At 44.5% G+C, this 17062-nt stretch carries 15 protein-coding genes; 10 read left to right on the top strand and 5 right to left on the bottom strand.

Annotated features, from left to right (window positions below):
• The first annotated feature begins 291 nt into the window (after positions 1 to 291).
• The 5 genes from PUQ00_RS28220 to PUQ00_RS28200 all read left to right on the top strand — a co-directional run bounded on the left by PUQ00_RS28220 (position 292) and on the right by PUQ00_RS28200 (position 7977).
• Complete coding sequence (locus PUQ00_RS28220; protein WP_300422791.1) at positions 292 to 3636, top strand: DEAD/DEAH box helicase; 3345 nt, start codon at positions 292 to 294, stop codon at positions 3634 to 3636.
• Positions 3637 to 3838: 202 nt separating this feature from the next.
• The gene (locus PUQ00_RS28215) at positions 3839 to 3988 is read left to right on the top strand and encodes a hypothetical protein (protein WP_300422790.1); all 150 of its coding nucleotides are present in this window, start codon (positions 3839 to 3841) and stop codon (positions 3986 to 3988) included.
• Positions 3989 to 3996: 8 nt separating this feature from the next.
• Complete coding sequence (locus PUQ00_RS28210; protein ID WP_300422789.1) at positions 3997 to 4602, top strand: toll/interleukin-1 receptor domain-containing protein; 606 nt, start codon at positions 3997 to 3999, stop codon at positions 4600 to 4602.
• A 136-nt stretch (positions 4603 to 4738) separates the two neighbouring features.
• On the top strand, positions 4739 to 6955 hold the full coding sequence (locus tag PUQ00_RS28205) for a tetratricopeptide repeat protein (protein WP_300422787.1): 2217 nt from the start codon (positions 4739 to 4741) through the stop codon (positions 6953 to 6955).
• 185 nt (positions 6956 to 7140) lie between these two features.
• Complete coding sequence (locus tag PUQ00_RS28200; protein WP_300422785.1) at positions 7141 to 7977, top strand: SWIM zinc finger family protein; 837 nt, start codon at positions 7141 to 7143, stop codon at positions 7975 to 7977.
• Between the two features lie 80 nt (positions 7978 to 8057).
• Here PUQ00_RS28200 and PUQ00_RS28195 read toward each other — a convergent pair whose 3' ends face one another.
• From PUQ00_RS28195 to psbD, 4 genes are all read right to left on the bottom strand, one after another.
• Entirely contained in the window at positions 8058 to 8267 is a 210-nt protein-coding gene (locus PUQ00_RS28195) for a hypothetical protein (RefSeq protein ID WP_335029610.1), read from the bottom strand.
• A gap of 54 nt (positions 8268 to 8321) precedes the next feature.
• Complete coding sequence (locus PUQ00_RS28190; protein ID WP_300422783.1) at positions 8322 to 8507, bottom strand: PCP reductase family protein; 186 nt, start codon at positions 8505 to 8507, stop codon at positions 8322 to 8324.
• A 129-nt stretch (positions 8508 to 8636) separates the two neighbouring features.
• The gene (gene psbC / locus PUQ00_RS28185; RefSeq protein WP_300422781.1) at positions 8637 to 10028 is read right to left on the bottom strand and encodes a photosystem II reaction center protein CP43; all 1392 of its coding nucleotides are present in this window, start codon (positions 10026 to 10028) and stop codon (positions 8637 to 8639) included.
• Entirely contained in the window at positions 10012 to 11067 is a 1056-nt protein-coding gene (psbD, locus tag PUQ00_RS28180) for a photosystem II D2 protein (photosystem q(a) protein) (protein ID WP_300414898.1), read from the bottom strand. Before psbD ends, psbC begins: the two co-directional genes overlap by 17 nt.
• 610 nt (positions 11068 to 11677) lie before the next feature.
• Between psbD and PUQ00_RS28175 the strand changes: the two genes are divergently transcribed.
• The gene (locus tag PUQ00_RS28175) at positions 11678 to 12247 is read left to right on the top strand and encodes a photosystem I assembly protein Ycf4 (protein WP_300422780.1); all 570 of its coding nucleotides are present in this window, start codon (positions 11678 to 11680) and stop codon (positions 12245 to 12247) included.
• Here PUQ00_RS28175 and PUQ00_RS28170 read toward each other — a convergent pair.
• Positions 12233 to 12400 (bottom strand): hypothetical protein, encoded by a 168-nt coding sequence (locus PUQ00_RS28170; protein WP_300422778.1) that lies wholly within the window; start codon positions 12398 to 12400, stop codon positions 12233 to 12235. The genes PUQ00_RS28175 and PUQ00_RS28170 overlap by 15 nt on opposite strands.
• 124 nt (positions 12401 to 12524) lie before the next feature.
• On the opposite strand from PUQ00_RS28170, the gene PUQ00_RS28165 reads away from it, so the two are divergent.
• From PUQ00_RS28165 to PUQ00_RS28150, 4 genes are all read left to right on the top strand, one after another.
• Entirely contained in the window at positions 12525 to 12695 is a 171-nt protein-coding gene (locus PUQ00_RS28165; RefSeq protein ID WP_300422777.1) for a hypothetical protein, read from the top strand.
• A 46-nt stretch (positions 12696 to 12741) separates the two neighbouring features.
• Positions 12742 to 13545 (top strand): peptidylprolyl isomerase, encoded by an 804-nt coding sequence (locus tag PUQ00_RS28160; protein WP_300422776.1) that lies wholly within the window; start codon positions 12742 to 12744, stop codon positions 13543 to 13545.
• Positions 13546 to 13632: 87 nt separating this feature from the next.
• Positions 13633 to 14769 carry a beta-ketoacyl-ACP synthase gene (locus PUQ00_RS28155; RefSeq protein ID WP_300422774.1) on the top strand — a complete coding sequence of 379 codons (1137 nt, stop codon included), beginning with the start codon at positions 13633 to 13635 and terminating at the stop codon, positions 14767 to 14769.
• Positions 14770 to 15461: 692 nt separating this feature from the next.
• Entirely contained in the window at positions 15462 to 16847 is a 1386-nt protein-coding gene (locus PUQ00_RS28150; protein ID WP_300422772.1) for an O-linked N-acetylglucosamine transferase, SPINDLY family protein, read from the top strand.
• Positions 16848 to 17062: the final 215 nt, after the last annotated feature.

Genomic DNA, 17062 nt, shown 5'->3' with positions numbered 1-17062 from the left:
GAACGCGGACACGAGAAAGCGTGACGCTATCAGTCGGGGATTCAGACCCGCGACTTTCTTGTTGACCACAAAACAAGAAAATTTGGTGGGGGTGCAAAAACGCCGATTATTCATCCACCAGTCGTACAGAATACCTTTACTGTATTCTGACTCCTGAATTCTGTTCGATAATGTTTATAAAATATTTATTATATGCAATATTTGACTAAAAAATCTGATTGATAAGATGTAAAAAGTAGAAGAATGGCGATTTTAATTCTTGAGTTTTGGGAAAATCTGAGTAGTTAGCAAATGGCGATTTTACACGGAAATTGGTTACTAAAAAATCAAAATGGTTGTTTATTTATTTGGGGAGAAACTTGGCGATCGCCACGAGTAAATTTCGAGCCGACTGGATCTGGAGATATACCACTACATCCATTGGCAATGACATCAGTTGAGTTGAATGAGTGGTTGGGTTCCCAGAATATGGCAATTACCAACTTCATCCAGCAACCCCAAGTTGCGATGCCTGCGGTGGCCACTGAGCCAAGTCGCGCTACTACTGGGCGAACGCGCAAAGCCGCCAGTGCTATTGAGGTAAGTTTGCCAACGCATTCGCAAATAATTGCCCTGCCAACTTATATCCCAGAAGGCAGTAAAGAAGGAACAGCAGCGATTTTCCCTGTGCATTCTGCCAGCTTGGGGCTAGATACAGACTCCCCGCAATATTTGCAACCGTGGCGAGTTGAGGGTTTTTGTCTCAACCCCACCGAAGCAGTCAAATTTCTCACGGCTGTTCCTCTAAATGCTGCTAACGGGGAAGATGCCTTTTTAGGAGGAGATTTACGCTTTTGGTCGCAGGTTGCCCGGTGGAGTTTAGATTTAATCTCGCGGTGTAAGTTTTTACCAATAATTGGGCGACAATCAGATGGTGCATTTGCCACTAGCTGGCAAGTACTTCTAGACAGTGCTGTAGATGGAACCCGCCTAGAAAAATTTTCTACGAACATGCCGTTGGTTTGTCGTACTTATCAAGAGGGAGTCGGGAGTCGGGAGTCGGGAGTGGGGGGAGATAAGGGAGATGAGGGGGACAAGGGGGACAAGGAAAATAACCATGCCCCATGCCCAATGCCCAATGCCCAATGCCCAATCTATGTAGACTTTCCAATTGAACCTCAAGAATTACTTTTGGGATTTCTTAACAGTACGATAGATGCCCAAGTGCGAGAAATGGCGGGTTCCCAACCTCCAATGGAAGCCAAAGCAATCGCATCTTTACCATCTGGAGTGCAACAGTGGTTGCAAACTTTAACTAGTGCATCTGGTACAGTCAATGCAGATGCAATTGAAGTGGAACGACTAGAAGCGGCACTGAAGGCTTGGACTATGCCGCTACAATACCAATTAACTCTTAAAACTCTATTTCGTACCTGTTTTCAATTGCGTTCTCCTGAGTCTGGCGAAACAGATTGGATATTGGCCTATTTCCTCCAAGCGGCTGACAATCCAGAGTTTTTGGTAGATGCAGCAACTATTTGGAACAATCCAGTTGAACGATTGGTTTATGAAAATCGCACAATTGAGCAACCACAGGAAACATTTTTGCGAGGTTTGGGGCTAGCTTCCCGATTATATCCAACAATAGTAGCCAGTTTTGAAACCGAATATCCCCAATCTTCTCGTATCAACCCCATTCAAGCTTATGAGTTTATCAAAGCTGTAGCTTGGAGATTGGAAGACAGTGGTTTGGGAGTAATTTTGCCTCCCAGTTTAGCGAACCGTGAAGGATGGGCGAATCGTTTGGGTTTAAAAATTACAGCCGAAACCCCAAAGACAAAGCAGGGACGTTTAGGATTGCAAAGTCTACTAAATTTTCAATGGCAATTGGCAATTGGTGGACAAACTATTTCCAAAGCTGAGTTTGATAAACTTGTGGCTTTAAATAGTCCGCTAGTGGAAATTAACGGTGAGTGGGTAGAATTGCGATCGCAAGACATCAAAACAGCCCAAACTTTTTTTACCACTCGCAAAGACCAAATGGCACTTTCCTTGGAAGATGCCTTGCGTTTCAGTACAGGGGATACCCAGGTAATTGAAAAATTACCAGTGGTCAGCTTTGAGTCTTCTGGGGCATTACAAGAGTTGATTGGAGCGCTAACAAATAACCAAGCGATCGCACCTTTGACCACACCAGTAGGCTTTCAAGGACAGTTACGACCTTATCAAGAACGAGGTGCTGCCTGGCTGTCATTCTTAGAACGTTGGGGCTTGGGTGCGTGTCTCGCAGACGACATGGGACTTGGTAAAACTATCCAGTTCATTGCTTTTCTTCTACATCTAAAAGAACAAGATGCACTCGAAAATCCAACACTGCTAGTTTGTCCAACTTCTGTTTTAGGCAACTGGGAAAGGGAAGTCAATAAATTTGCACCCAGCCTGAAAATTTTGCAATATCACGGTGACAAACGCCCAAAAGGTAAGGCGTTTTTGGAAGCAGTGAAAAAGCATGATTTAATCGTCACTAGCTACTCACTTCTTCATCGAGATATCAAGTCATTGCAAAGTGTCTCTTGGCAGATAATTGTTTTAGATGAAGCCCAGAATGTAAAAAATCCAGAGGCGAAGCAGTCAAAAGCAGTGCGGCAATTATCAGCTACGTTTCGGATTGCGTTGACGGGGACACCAGTAGAAAATAGACTGCAAGAACTATGGTCTATTTTAGATTTTCTGAATCCTGGGTATTTAGGCAATAAGCAATTTTTCCAGCGTCGGTTTGCCATGCCAATTGAAAAGTATGGGGATACGGCTTCATTGGCTCAGTTACGTTCATTAGTTCAACCATTTATCCTGCGGCGATTGAAAAGCGATCGCGACATTATTCAAGACTTGCCAGATAAGCAAGAAATGACCGTATTTTGCGGTCTGACTGGTGAACAAGCCGCACTTTATCAACAAGTTGTAGAACAATCTTTAGTAGAGATTGAATCTGCTGAAGGATTACAACGTCGGGGGATGATATTGGCTTTACTAATCAAACTCAAGCAAATCTGCAATCACCCAGCACAATATTTGAAACAAGCGACATTAGAACAACATGATTCAGCCAAACTTCTGCGGTTAGAAGAGATGTTAGAAGAAGTTTTAGCAGAAGGCGATCGCGCTTTAATCTTTACACAATTTGCTGAGTGGGGTAAATTACTTAAACCTTATTTAGAAAAACAGCTAGGCCGAGAAATATTCTTTTTATATGGTAGTACCAGCAAAAAGCAACGAGAGGAAATGATTGACCGTTTCCAACACGATCCTCAAGGGCCACCGATTATGATTCTTTCCCTGAAAGCGGGTGGAGTAGGATTGAATTTAACACGAGCAAATCATGTATTCCACTTTGATAGATGGTGGAATCCAGCCGTGGAAAATCAAGCTACAGATAGAGTATTTCGGATTGGTCAAACCCGGAATGTGCAAGTACATAAATTTGTTTGCACTGGGACTTTAGAAGAAAAAATTCATGACATGATTGAAAGTAAGAAACAATTGGCTGAACAAGTTGTGGGTGCTGGTGAAGAATGGTTAACTGAAATGGATACAGATCAACTTCGTAACTTACTAATACTTGATCGCAGTGCAGTAATTGATGATGATGCAGAATAAGTTCATAGTATAAACTTAACTGTCTTGCTTGTAGTACGACACTACAAACCTGTATTTGTTCCTATGCATTAGACTTCTTGCATAAATACTTCTTGACTTCACGTAAAGGCACAGAGAAATAGTTAAAAGTCGAGACTTTTGCAAGGAATCTATTGAATCTTTATATTGAAAAGCATCTTAGATTGATGTTTGATATAACTCTATGGATGATCAAGAAGCATTACAAAAAACTCTCAACCGTGCCCGTCGCGCTCTCCAGATATTAGAAGAACAAAAAGCTGGTTTTGGGATTAGAATTCCGGTAGATTTGCAAATCGAACTGGAGGAAAAAAAAAAGAAGTCGCTAGCCTAGAGGCGCGATTGAGTCATTTTCAAAACAGCATCGGTAAAGTAGAGTCAGAAAGTAACCTAAAGGAAATCTTTATCTCCTACACCTGGCGAGATAATCATAGCGAACTATTTATACAACAACTAGAGAAAGCATTTCAGGCAAAAGGCATTACAATTATTCGGGATAAAAATGCAATTGGCTACAAAGAACGATTTCAAGAATTCATGCAGGGATTGAGTCGTGGCAAATGCGTGATTGTGGTAGTCAGCGACCAATATTTGAAGTCTGAAAATTGCATGTATGAACTAGTTGAAATTGCCAAAAATGGAAAACTTTATCATCGAATCTTCCCCATAGTTTTAGCAGATGCCAAAATTTATAAGCCTATTGAAAGAATTAAATATGTTGAGTATTGGGAAAAGCAAATTCAAGATTTAAATGACGCTATGAGAACAGTTAGCGCCGCTAATTTACAGGGATTTAGAGAAGAAATTGACCTATATACTGAAATTCGTCATATGTTTGCTAATCTCATAAACCTGCTGAAAGATATGAATGCTCTGACGGAAGAGATTCATATACAATCAGATTTTGAGGCACTGTTCAAAGCGATCGCAGAAAGTTTAGATGAGTAAGCTAAGGGCCAATGTACAGAGCGTCTGCCAAAAGCGATCGCCCTCAATGATTCGGGAAAAGTGGATATCTTGTTTCTCTGCCTGCCCTTTGCCTTTTTTCAACTGCAAATCCTGAGATTTCTTTTTATCAAATCCTATGGATAATCAAGAAGCATTACAGCGAACTCTCACCCGCGCTCGTCGCGCCCTCCAGATATTAGAGGAGGAAAAAGCTAGTTATGGAATTCGTATTCCAGTGGATTTGCAAATCGAACTGGAGGAAAAACAAAAAGAAGTCACTAGCCTAGAAGCGCGATTAAGCCTGTTACAGGGACAACGCCCGGCAAGTCTGCCTGATAACCTGCCTCGCTATAACGATGTGTTTGTGGGACGAAAAGAAGAAATCGCCCGTTGTTTGGACGCACTTTCACCAGAGGAACGCGGTTGGGGTGTAGCGATCGATGGTATTGGTGGCATGGGCAAAACGGCGTTAGCGCTAGAGGTAGCACACAGTGCCCGTAAGCAAGCCTTGTTTGATGCCTACCTGTTTGTTTCTGCCAAGACTACCTGGCTCTCAGCTGAAGGAGTGCGGGAAGAAACCCTCGCCCAGTCTTCTCTCGATAGCTTCTGCCGAGAATTTGCCAAAGGGTTGGGACAGACAGATATTGTGAAAATGACTGATGCTACAGAACGCCGCCGCGCCCTTCTCGATGCGCTGCGGGGACGGCGCACCCTGTTGATTTGGGATAACTTGGAAACGCTGAATGCAGAAGAACGCGATATGATTGCCGAGTTTGTGCGGAAACTGCCCACCCCCAACAAAGCGATCATCACCAGCCGCCGCCGTACTGGGGAAAGCGCCCTCACCATCCGCTTAGATCGTCTTTTGGAGGCAGAAGCTTTGGAGTTAATGCAGGCGAAGGGAAAGTCGCACCCCCGTCTAGCCCAGGAACTAAACGCAACCAAGCCAGAGATATTGACCGCTTTATATGAAGCGTCTGGTGGCAACCCCCTAGCGTTGGATTGGACATTGGGACAGGTGGCACACAAAGGCTACTTCATTAGTGTTGCTCTAGAGCGGTTGCGGAATGCCGCCAAATCCGCTGATCTCTATGGATTTCTGTTTGCCGATGCTGCCCAAACTCTCTCTGGAAATGATCGCACAGTGTTGTCTGCCCTGGTTGTATTTCTGACACCAGCAAAAACCACAGCACTGGCAGATGCTACGGATTTAGCCATCACCGAGATCCACGTTTCTTTAGAGCAGTTGGTAACACTATCTTTAGTGAATGAGTTGGATGGAGAACGGTTTGGACTGCACCCCCTTACCCGCACCTATGTCCGGGCAGCTGTGGGCGGAACGGATACCGTTAGGACTGCACCCCTAGCGAGTGGAATTCGGTTTGACCCTGCTGTCCAAGGGAAAGTTTTGCGCTACTGGGTGGACTTTGCCCAGAAGTACGGGGGTGATGACAAAGATGCCTACAAAACCCATGACAAGCTGGAAGCCGAGTGGCAGAATCTAGAGGGCGTGGCGACAACCCTGCGGGAGATGGCAGGTATCCCCGGTGAATTGAAAGACCGACAGGCTGCCCAGATGCTCATCGATTTGGAAACCGCTTTGTTTAAATTCCTCTGGTTTCGAGGCTACTGGGATGAGGAGGTGCGCTTGGGTGAGTGGCGATATCAGGCGGGAAAGGCGCTCGGTCAGTGGAGCGATGCTGGTTGGGGTGCTTATCATGTTGCCTGGATTTACTACAATCGGGGGGAGACAGATCGGGCAGCAAGTTGGGCGGCTCAGATGGCGCAGGTCATAGAGCGGGACGGTGGCCTTCGGGATAAGGCTTTTGCAACCCGTCTGCAAGGATTAATTGCACAGCAATGCCAGGACTGGCCAGATGCGGAGCGCTTGTATCAGGAGGCATTAGCAATTTACCGAGAGTTGGAAGATGAAACATGTGAAGCGAGCGCCCTCAACAATCTAGGATCAGTTGCGCGATCGCAGGGAAATTACGATCGCGCTGAGTCTTACTACAAGCAAGCATTGGTGATAGAAGAAAAACTAGGAAATAAACAAGAACAAGCAACTCTCTACGGCAACCGGGGAAATCTAGCCCTTGACCGTGATCGCCCTACGGAAGCCCGCTCCTGGTACGAGCGTCAGTTAGCCTTGGTGCAAGAAGTAGGACGGCAAGACCTGGTAGCTAATGCTCAATCTGGTCTGGCGCGAGTTATCGAGAAGGAAGGGCACTACGCAGAGGCGTTACCCTTGGCACTGGCTGCCCTGGAAATCCAAAAGCGCCTGCGTAATGTGAACTTGGATTCGACGCGTCAATTGGTTGAGCGGTTGCGGCGCAAGGCGGGGATGGAATAATTCGTAATTCGTAATTTGTAATAAATTCAAGGTTTTACGCCCTTGTGTAGTGCCAGACTTCCTGTCTGTAGGCGTATATTTGCGAAACTAAATATGCTCCCAACGATAAACGCTATAGTCTGAGATAACTGTCACAGAACGAGATCAACTTATCTATTCCATAATTTTGAATTTTGAATTGACTTATGACTAATTACACATTACAAGCAAGCCGAGAATGGTGGTCACAACAATGGCTAGATTTGCTAGATTCCTATCGCTTTAAAAAGCGTTTAGAACGTGCGAGAAACTATTCTCGTCAGGGAAATGTTTTGAGCATTGAATTTAAAGGTGCGAAAGTATTGGCTAGGGTGCAAGGTAGTGAAGTAGAACCTTATAAAGTTTCCCTTTCCCTTGAACCATTTACCGATGAACAGTGGGGTTATGTAATTGAAACCATGTCTCAAAGGGCAATTTTTGCTGCCAAGCTACTAGCAGGAGAAATGCCACAAAATATAGAAGAAGTCTTCACAGCTAATGGGCTTTCGATATTTCCTTTTACTCTTGCTGATATCCAGAGTAAATGCTCTTGTCCTGATAAAGTAAATCCCTGTAAACATATTGGTGCGGTATACTATCAGTTAGGCGATCGCTTCAGTGAAGACCCCTTTGTACTATTTCAATTGCGCGGACGTACCAAAGAGCAAATTATCAGCGATTTACGTCAATTACGTAGTGCTAAGATTCAACCCAATACCACAAAAACGCCCGATATTCAACAGTCAATTCCTAATAACAAATACTCGGTAAAAATTGACTCTTTTTGGCAATACAATGAACCACTAGAATCATCATTGGTAGTGATTGCGCCGTCCACGAGTGAGATGGTATTAGATGTATTAGGAGCAATCCCTCTAGCGAAGGAAGAGGAAAATACAGTAAATTCAACTTCGAGTGATGTAGTAATGAAGTATTTAAATACAGTTTACAGAGATGTGAGCCAAAAGGCTTTTTTAGCAGCAATGAATGTGGGAGGAAGTTGAACGAATTTTAGATTTTGGACTTCGGCTCCGCTCAGTCGAACGATTTTAGATTTTGGATTGAATAAGTCAAAATTAAAAATCTAAACAAAGTCAAAATCTTGATTTGCAAAAGCCAACTCTTCAGCGATGTCTTGAACCGCAATGCCAATGACTTCTTTATAATGTTCGTGTTCAGGTAAAGGTATGATAATTTCTAAAGTAGTGCGATCGTAAGCTAACCGTGCTGCCCGATGCTCTCCCAAGTCTTTTAGAAGATTTTCAAACTGTTGCCAGCTAATGTCGTAAAGCATTACTCGGTCTGCTCGATTCTTGGCGACTGTGATTGTTACGACCTCCAGAATATTTTATTGTCCAAACTCAAGCCTAGCCTGTTCTACCAAATCGGCTGTCACAATCTCTTGGCCTGCTTCACGAGCCAGTTGTTCAATTCTGGCTCTAGCTTGAGCGCGGACAAAAAAGGGAATATTTTGTAACTTTTCTTTAGCTTCAGCTGTCCATCGCAAAGCCTCAATAAAATTAGAGTCGCTCATAGTATTAATTCCCTTGGTAAGTCGCTCACTTTAATCAGCAGATTACTAATTTTCCGATAAAAAAGCCCTTGCTTTTACGCAAGAGCCTCTAAATCATTTAGTTATCAGTGATGAAATAAACTTTACAACCTAGTCAAGGTCGTTCATGAACATCACTGGCTCAGTATCACGGTTAATTCCTTTCTCAAAACCACCAGCAGCAGCCCGTGCGCGACCAGCGTGCCACAAGTGACCAACTAGGAAGAAGAATCCTAGTACGAAGTGAGAAGTTGACAACCAAGCGCGAGGGGATACGTAGTTGAAGGAGTTAATCTCGGTAGCCACACCACCTACGGAGTTCAGAGAACCCAGAGGAGCGTGGGTCATATATTCAGCAGCGCGACGAGCTTGCCAAGGCTGAATATCGTTCTTGATTTTTTCCAGGTCAAGACCATTGGGGCCACGTAGAGGTTCCAACCAAGGGCCGCGGAAATCCCAGAAGCGCATGGTTTCACCACCGAAGATGATTTCACCAGTGGGAGAGCGCATCAGGTATTTACCCAATCCTGTAGGGCCTTGGGCAGAACCGACGTTAGCACCCAAGCGTTGGTCACGAATCAAGAAGGTCAAAGCTTGAGCTTGAGAAGCTTCTGGGCCCGTAGGACCGTAAAATTCGCTGGGGTAAACGGTGTTGTTAAACCAAACAAAGATTGAGGCAATGAAGCCCATCAGGGAGAGAGCGCCCAAGCTGTAGGAGAGGTAAGCCTCACCAGACCAGATGGATGCACGACGTGACCAAGCAAAAGGCTTGGTAAGAATGTGAAAAATGCCGCCAGCAATCAAGATAAAGGCAATCCAGATGTGACCGCCGACCACATCTTCCAAGTTATCAACGCTGACAATCCAGCCTTCCCCACCGAAGGGAGACTTGATTACATAACCGAAAATAACTGCTGGGTTCAGTGTCGGGTTAGTAATAATCCGAACATCACCACCGCCTGGTGCCCAGGTGTCATACAACCCACCAAAGAACATTGCCTTTGCTACTAACAGCAGTGCACCGACTCCCAAAATAATCAGGTGGAACCCGATGATATTAGTCATCTTGTTCTTGTCTTTCCAGTCGTAACCAAAGAAAGAAGAGTATTCTTCTAAGGTTTCTGGGCCACGGACAGCATGATAGATACCGCCAAAGCCAAGGACGGCTGAAGAAATTAGGTGGAGTACACCAACAACAAAGTAGGGGAAGGTGTCGATAACTTCACCACCAGCACCAACACCCCAACCCTGGCTAGCGAGGTGAGGTAACAAGATCAAGCCCTGCTCATACATGGGCTTTTCAGGAATGAAGTGAGCGACTTCAAACAAGGTCATCGCTCCAGCCCAGAATACAATCAAACCAGCGTGGGCAACGTGAGCACCCAGTAGTTTGCCAGATAGGTTGATTAAACGTGCGTTACCAGACCACCAAGCAAACCCAGTGGATTCTTGGTCGCGTCCAGTACCGCCTAAGATATTTGGTCTATTAGAGAGCGTTACCACGTGGTAATACCTCCTCAGGGAATACAAATTGTTCGTGGGGTTGATCTTGAGGAGCCATCCAAGCGCGGATACCCTCATTCAGCAAAATGTTTTTGGTATAGAAGGTTTCAAACTCAGGGTCTTCCGCCGCCCGTAATTCTTGGGAAACGAAATCATAAGCCCGCAGGTTGAGTGCTAAACCGACGATGCCGACGGCGCTCATCCATAAGCCTGTGACTGGCACAAACAACATGAAGAAGTGCAACCAGCGTTTGTTAGAGAAAGCAATCCCGAAAATCTGTGACCAGAAACGGTTTGCTGTCACCATTGAGTAGGTTTCTTCCGACTGGGTTGGATTGAAGGCGCGGAAGGTGTTAGCACCTTCACCGTCTTCAAACAAGGTATTCTCTACCGTGGCTCCGTGAATGGCGCATAATAAAGCACCACCCAATACACCAGCAACGCCCATCATGTGGAAGGGGTTGAGTGTCCAGTTGTGGAAGCCTTGCAGGAATAGTAGGAATCGAAAAATTGCCGCTACGCCAAAGCTTGGTGCAAAGAACCAGCTCGATTGTCCCAAGGGATACATCAAAAACACGCTGACGAATACCGCAATCGGAGCTGAGAAGGCGAGGGCGTTGTAAGGACGGATACCTACTAGACGCGCAATTTCAAATTGCCGCAACATGAAGCCAATCAAACCGAAGGCTCCGTGTAGAGCTACGAATGGCCACAAACCACCCAATTGGAACCAACGGGTGAGGTCGCCTTGAGCTTCTGGCCCCCACAACAGCAATAGGGAATGTCCCATGCTGTCCGCGGGGGTAGATACTGCCACTGTTAGGAAGTTAGCACCTTCTAGGTAGGAAGAGGCTAATCCGTGGGTGTACCAAGAGGTGACGAAGGTGGTACCGGTCAGCCAACCGCCTAGTGCTAGGAAGGCGCAGGGGAACAATAGTATCCCTGACCAACCTACGAATACGAAGCGATCGCGCTTGAGCCAGTCGTCTAGAACGTCAAACCACCCTCTACTGGGGGCACGTCCAACTGCGATGGTCATCGGACTAAAATCCTCTTTTTTTACTAAAATTGCAACGTTTCTAAGGGAGTACGGACAGCTAGTGTAACCGACTGCCGTGAGGAATTAACGTTTTTTTGACAATCTCAACAGCCTGAAATCAACTGAGATTCTGAGAGCTTGCCGACCAGTGAAGTCACCATTTCTCAGGGTTATGACATTACACGTACCATCGGCTAGTAATCTAGCTTGTGGTAACTTAATGATTCTTAATTTATCACACTAGTCCGAGTTTTTGCCTGATACACAACAAGCAAATCAGGATATGAAACACAAACCTTATAAATTATGAATATCAGAATTTTTACAATTTGACACAACTTTTCTCAGAAATTCTGAATAAATTTTAGTGCAGATGGCCGTAAGTAGATAACTCATTGCCAAGAGTTCAAAAAGACGCAGGGAGAGGCGGGCAGTGGGGCAGGGGAGCAGGGAAGACAGAAAATTCTATGGATATGGATTACGTGGCTAGCAGCAACAGGCAAGGGCGCAGTTGAGTTTTTGTCAACAATGTTTGGTAAAATGCACAGAGAGCCACCACTCAATGCAAAAACATTCAGTGTGCTAGTATTTCACGGGCAATGGTAGTTCAATGACGGCATCAACAACGATTAACAAAGGCGATCGCCTCCTGCATCAAAATGTTCTCGGTTCCCGTCGGTTCAGTAACTACTGGTGGGCAAGTATCGTTACCTTGGGAGCAAGCGGCTTTTTATTGGCTGGGATATCCAGTTATTTAAAGATTAATTTACTCATAGTTACCGATGCAACTCAACTGATATTCGTCCCCCAAGGATTGGTGATGGGCTTATATGGCGCTGCTGGCTTGCTATTAGCCTCATACCTGTGGCTAGTGATTTTATTAGATGTAGGAGGCGGTTATAACGAATTTAATCAGGAAACTGGCACAATCAAAATCTTCCGTTGGGGGTTTCCTGGCAAAAACCGCCGAATTGAGATTGACGGCCGCATACAAGATGTGCAATCTGTGCGAATAGACGTAAAAGAAGGTCTTAATCCCCGTCGCGCCCTCTATCTACGCATTAAGGGTCGGCGAGATATACCCTTAACACGGGTTGGACAACCGTTATCTTTAACAGAGTTGGAAACAGAAGGTGCAAAGTTAGCCCGCTTCTTGGCAGTGTCACTAGAAGGATTGTAAGGGATTGGGCATTGGGCATTGGGCATGGGGCATTGGGCATGGGGCATTGGGAATGGGGCATTGGGCATGGGGCATGGGGCATTGGGCATGGGGCATGGGGCATGGGGCATGGGGCATGGGGCATTGGGCACAAGGGGATAAACCGGTAAACAAGGGGGAAGAAAACTCTCTGTTAAATTGAACATACTATTTGAAATAAAATAAGCTCTATCCAAATTTAAGCTTGTGGACTGGTGAGTGCGACACTGCTAGGTTGAAAGAGGAAGCAATCGGGGCAATGCCTAATAGTGTTCAATTCTGTCTAGCGTTGTCTAAGTGTTGTAGAGGGGATAAACCAAGAGTTTTTCCAATGCCCAATGCCCAATGCCCAATGCCCCATTCCCCATTCCTAATGCCTAATGCCCAGTGCCCAATGCCCCATTCCCCATTCCCAATTCCCAATGCTTAATGTCCCTCGAAAGGATAAGATACTGTGGTTGAATCAGTAACTGGCAATGCGGTTAAAAATTTCACAATTTTTGCTTTCTCTTGTGCTTATCAGTTCCTTGATGTTGGGAGGATGTTCAACACAGCAAGTCGCTTCTAATACATCTTCTCCAACCTCGACAGCTACCTCAACAACAAGCGAGGCAAGCACCAAGACAACTACTGAAGCAACCTCTGTATCTCAAACTAATAGTGAGAGTATTCCTGGAATGACAGATTTACCAAGGCTCGAAGGCAAGGCTACTGTGGTGCTGACGGTTAAAGGCTCGCCGATTACTATCGAAGTAGACGGCACTGATGCCCCAATTACAGCTGGCAACTTTGTAGATTTAGTGCAAAAGGGTGTGTACGATGGTTTAGCTTTCCATCGAGTTGTACGCGAACCCCAACCGTTTGTAGTTCAAGGGGGCGATCCTCAAAGCAAAGACCCGAAAGTTCCGGTAGATAGACTGGGAACAGGTAGTTATATTGATCCAAAAACGGGAAATGCTCGCTACATACCTTTAGAAGTTAAGCCAAAAGGTTCAGATACTCCGATTTATAATAAACCATTTGATGCTACTGCTCAAGCCGTCGTATTGCGCCATAAGCAGGGTGCAGTAGCGATGGCGCGATCGCAACCACCAGATTCTGCTTCTGCTCAGTTTTACTTTGCTTTAGCGGATCTAGCCTTCTTGGATGGTAACTACGCCGTGTTTGGCAATGTCACTCAAGGCTTCGATGTAGTGAACAAAATTCAGCAAGGCGATCGCATTGACTCCGCTAAAGTCACCAAAGGTGCTGAAAATCTGAAAACACCTGGTGGACAGTAGGAGCAAAAGAGCAGGGGAACAGGGGAACAGGGGAACAGGGAAGGTAGTGAAATAATTCCTAACTCCTAACTCCTAACTCCTAAATTAGTGAAGGTTTGTGTCACTGGTATTGGTTTAATTTCCGCCTTGGGTGGAAGCTTGGAGGATAGTTGGCGAAATTTAATCGCAGGTAAATCTGGAATTCGATTACATCAACCATTTCCAGAACTTACACCACTTCCTCTAGGTTTGATTAGTCAACAACCATCTGAGTTGAGAATGTTAACTCAGATGGTTGTTGCTTCTGCTTTGCAAGATTCCGGGTTAGTTGCACCTTTAGCTGATTGTGCTGTAGTCATTGGATCAAGTCGCTCTTATCAAGCGTCTTGGGAAATGTTGGCAAGGCAAATGTATAGGGAGAATTTACCCGTGTCCTCTTTGGGAAATTGGCTAGATACATTACCTCAGATGAATGCGATCGCAGCTGCTAGACAAATCGGTGCATCGGGGATAGTTTTGGCACCGATGGCAGCTTGTGCAACGGGAATTTGGTCTATTGCCCAAGCAGCTTTGCTTATCCAAACTGGGCAATGTCAACAGGCTCTAGCTGGCGCAGTGGAAGCACCGATTACACCCTTAACTTTAGCTGGGTTTCAGCAGATGGGTGCTTTGGCAAAAACTGGGGCTTATCCCTTTGATTCGCACCGGGAAGGTTTAGTGTTGGGCGAAGGCGGAGCTGTGTTTGTCTTAGAATCAGCAGAGTTAGCAAAGCAGCGTCAAGCAAAAGTGTATGGTGAAATTCTCGGTTTTGGCTTAACTAACGACGCATATCATCCCAATTCACCAGAACCTGAAGGGAAAAGTGCGATCGCTGCCATCAAACAATGTCTAGAACGTAGTTGTTTGTCACCAGCCGATATTGATTATATTCATGCTCATGGCACAGCTACTCAGCTAAATGACCGCATAGAAAGCATGGTAATCCAACGCTTGTTTCCCCAAGGGGTGGCAGTTAGTTCCACCAAGGGAAGCTCAGGTCATACACTAGGAGCATCTGGAGCTTTAGGTGTAGCTTTTTCTCTCATGTCATTAAACGATCAAATATTGCCGCCTTGTGTAGGATTGCAGCAGTCCGAGTTTGATTTAGATATCGTTACAGCAGCACGTCTAAGTAAAATTCGGCAGGTATTATGTTTGAGTTTTGGCTTTGGTGGACAGAATGCTGCGATCGCATTGGTAAGGTAAATTAGCCTGGACACATCATTTATAAGTTTTGTTTAAGCATTTGTTGCTAACGTTGAAACAATTATAAATTTTGCTTAAGCGTTTGTTGTAAATGTATAAGCAATTGCTGCAAATCTATAAACAATTGTTGCTAACGTTGAAACAATTATAAGTTTTGCTTAAGCATTTATTGTAAATGTATAAGCAATTGCTGCAAATGCTCAAGCAATTGTTACTAACGTTGAAATATTTACAAGTTTAGCTTTGGGGGAAAAAATGCAGCGATCGCATTGGCAAGGTAAAACCTTGTAAGGGTTGTCATTTGTGATTAATTCCCAATGCCCCATGCCCTTAAGTTAGCTGTGAGAATATCTCGGTTACTGATGGCATTGCTGTAAAAACATATATAGTAGTGCTTATACGCAAAGCAGCTTGCCATTAGTCATTGCAACGCTATGTTAATTAATGAATTAAGAGATATTAATTTCATTATTTTTCCTATTACAACAACTATTTATCCAGTTGTCCGCACCAGATTGACTATTATCTGAAGCTAAGTGATGTTTTGTATAAAGCTGGTCAGATGCAAGCGACTATCCAAACATTGCAGAACGGTATTAGCCATTGCCCTCAAGCAAAGCCACAAGTATCTGGAAGCTCGTAACTTCGCTCAACAGGTCACGGAGAAGTTTCCTGAAAACTACATATTTAAGATGTTGAGTCATCTGATGCTGCCAGAAATTTATCATACTCCTGAAGAGATTGATACCTACCGGGCATGGTTTCAGGATGGGCTAGAAAAACTCATTCAAGAAATCACAATGAATAGCCCTGATGAGCATAAAAAAGCTTTAATAGAAATCAGCCATCATACAAACTTTTTTCTGGCATATCAGGGAAAGAATGATCTGGTACTACAGCAGCAATATGGACGGCTAGTTCACGAAATTATGGCGGCAAATTATCCGCAATGGAATCAAGTGCGTCCGATTCCTTCTATTAGCAACAATCAGCGAATTAGAATTGGCTATCTTTCTTATTTTTTGTGTAGCTGGAGCGGAACAATTTTGTTCTTAAACTGGCTTAAATATGCAGATAATCAAAAGTTTGAAATTTATTCATATCACATCGGACATAAAATTGATGCTGCTACTCAATTATTTCAGTCCTATAGTACAAAGTTCTATCATTTGCCGAATAATTTAGAACAGGTTTGTCAACAAGTTATTGATGATCACCTTGATGTATTAATTTTTCCAGAATTAGGAATGGATGCCACAACACTATGTATTGCTGGACTCCGTTTAGCACCGATTCAATGTATGACTTGGGGGCAACCTGTAACTTCTGGACTGCCCACCATTGATTATTTCTTATCAAGTGAACTGATGGAGCCTGTGAATGGGCAATATCACTACACCGAAAGCCTTGTACGTTTGCCTGGTGTTGGGATTTCCTATCCTGCGATTAAAGTTAACTCAGTTCGCCGCAACCGATTATTTTTTGGATTACGAGAAGATGCTATTGTCTACATCTCTAGTCAAGCTGCCTATAAATATCTACCGCAGCACGATGACATTTATGCAGAAATTGCCCGTCAAGTTCCCAATGCTCAGTTTATGTTCCTTCGCTCTGGGATTTCTCAAGAACGTCTGAAACGGGCATTTGCGGCTGTAGGGTTAGATAGTCTTGACTATTGTGTATTCTCTCCTGTCTTACCCCGTGAGGATTATTTTGACTTGCTTTCTTTGGCAGACATTTATTTAGATACCTTAGACTGGGCGGGTGGTAACACAACACTGGATGCGATCGCTTCTCATTTACCGATTGTCACTTCTGCTGGTGAGTTTATGCGAGGGCGTCACTCCTATGGTTTCTTGCAAGCTATCGGTGTAACAGAGACAATTGCAGATGATTCCCGGCAATATATTCAGATTGCAGTGCGATTAGCGGTAAATATTGATTGGCGATACTCAGTTCGTGAAGCTCTAAAAGTATCAATCAACCTTCTGGTCGACAATCCCACTCCCACCCAAAACTTAGAAGCATTCATCAAGCAGGCGATCGCTTTGAGAGAGAATGAACCCACTTCAACCTAAGTGTTACAGTAGACATCTGGTGAAATTAAATATGCGTTATCTAGAACCCTTGTAGAGACGCGAAATTTCGCGTCTCTACATTCTTTTTCGGAGATGTCTAGTAGAATTGGTGAATGGGCTACGCCCGGCTGCGCTAACAGAAGTAAAACAGGCTTTATATATTTATCAAACAGAATAAAGGTGCCAGTCGCCAGAATTCACTTGGGTATTTTGTG

Source organism: Nostoc sp. S13 (assembly GCF_029379315.1).
In the GTDB taxonomy this organism is placed as follows: Bacteria; Cyanobacteriota; Cyanobacteriia; order Cyanobacteriales; family Nostocaceae; genus Nostoc.
Note: the sequence above shows the minus strand (reverse complement) of the source record. Positions and strands in the feature narration are given on the sequence as shown.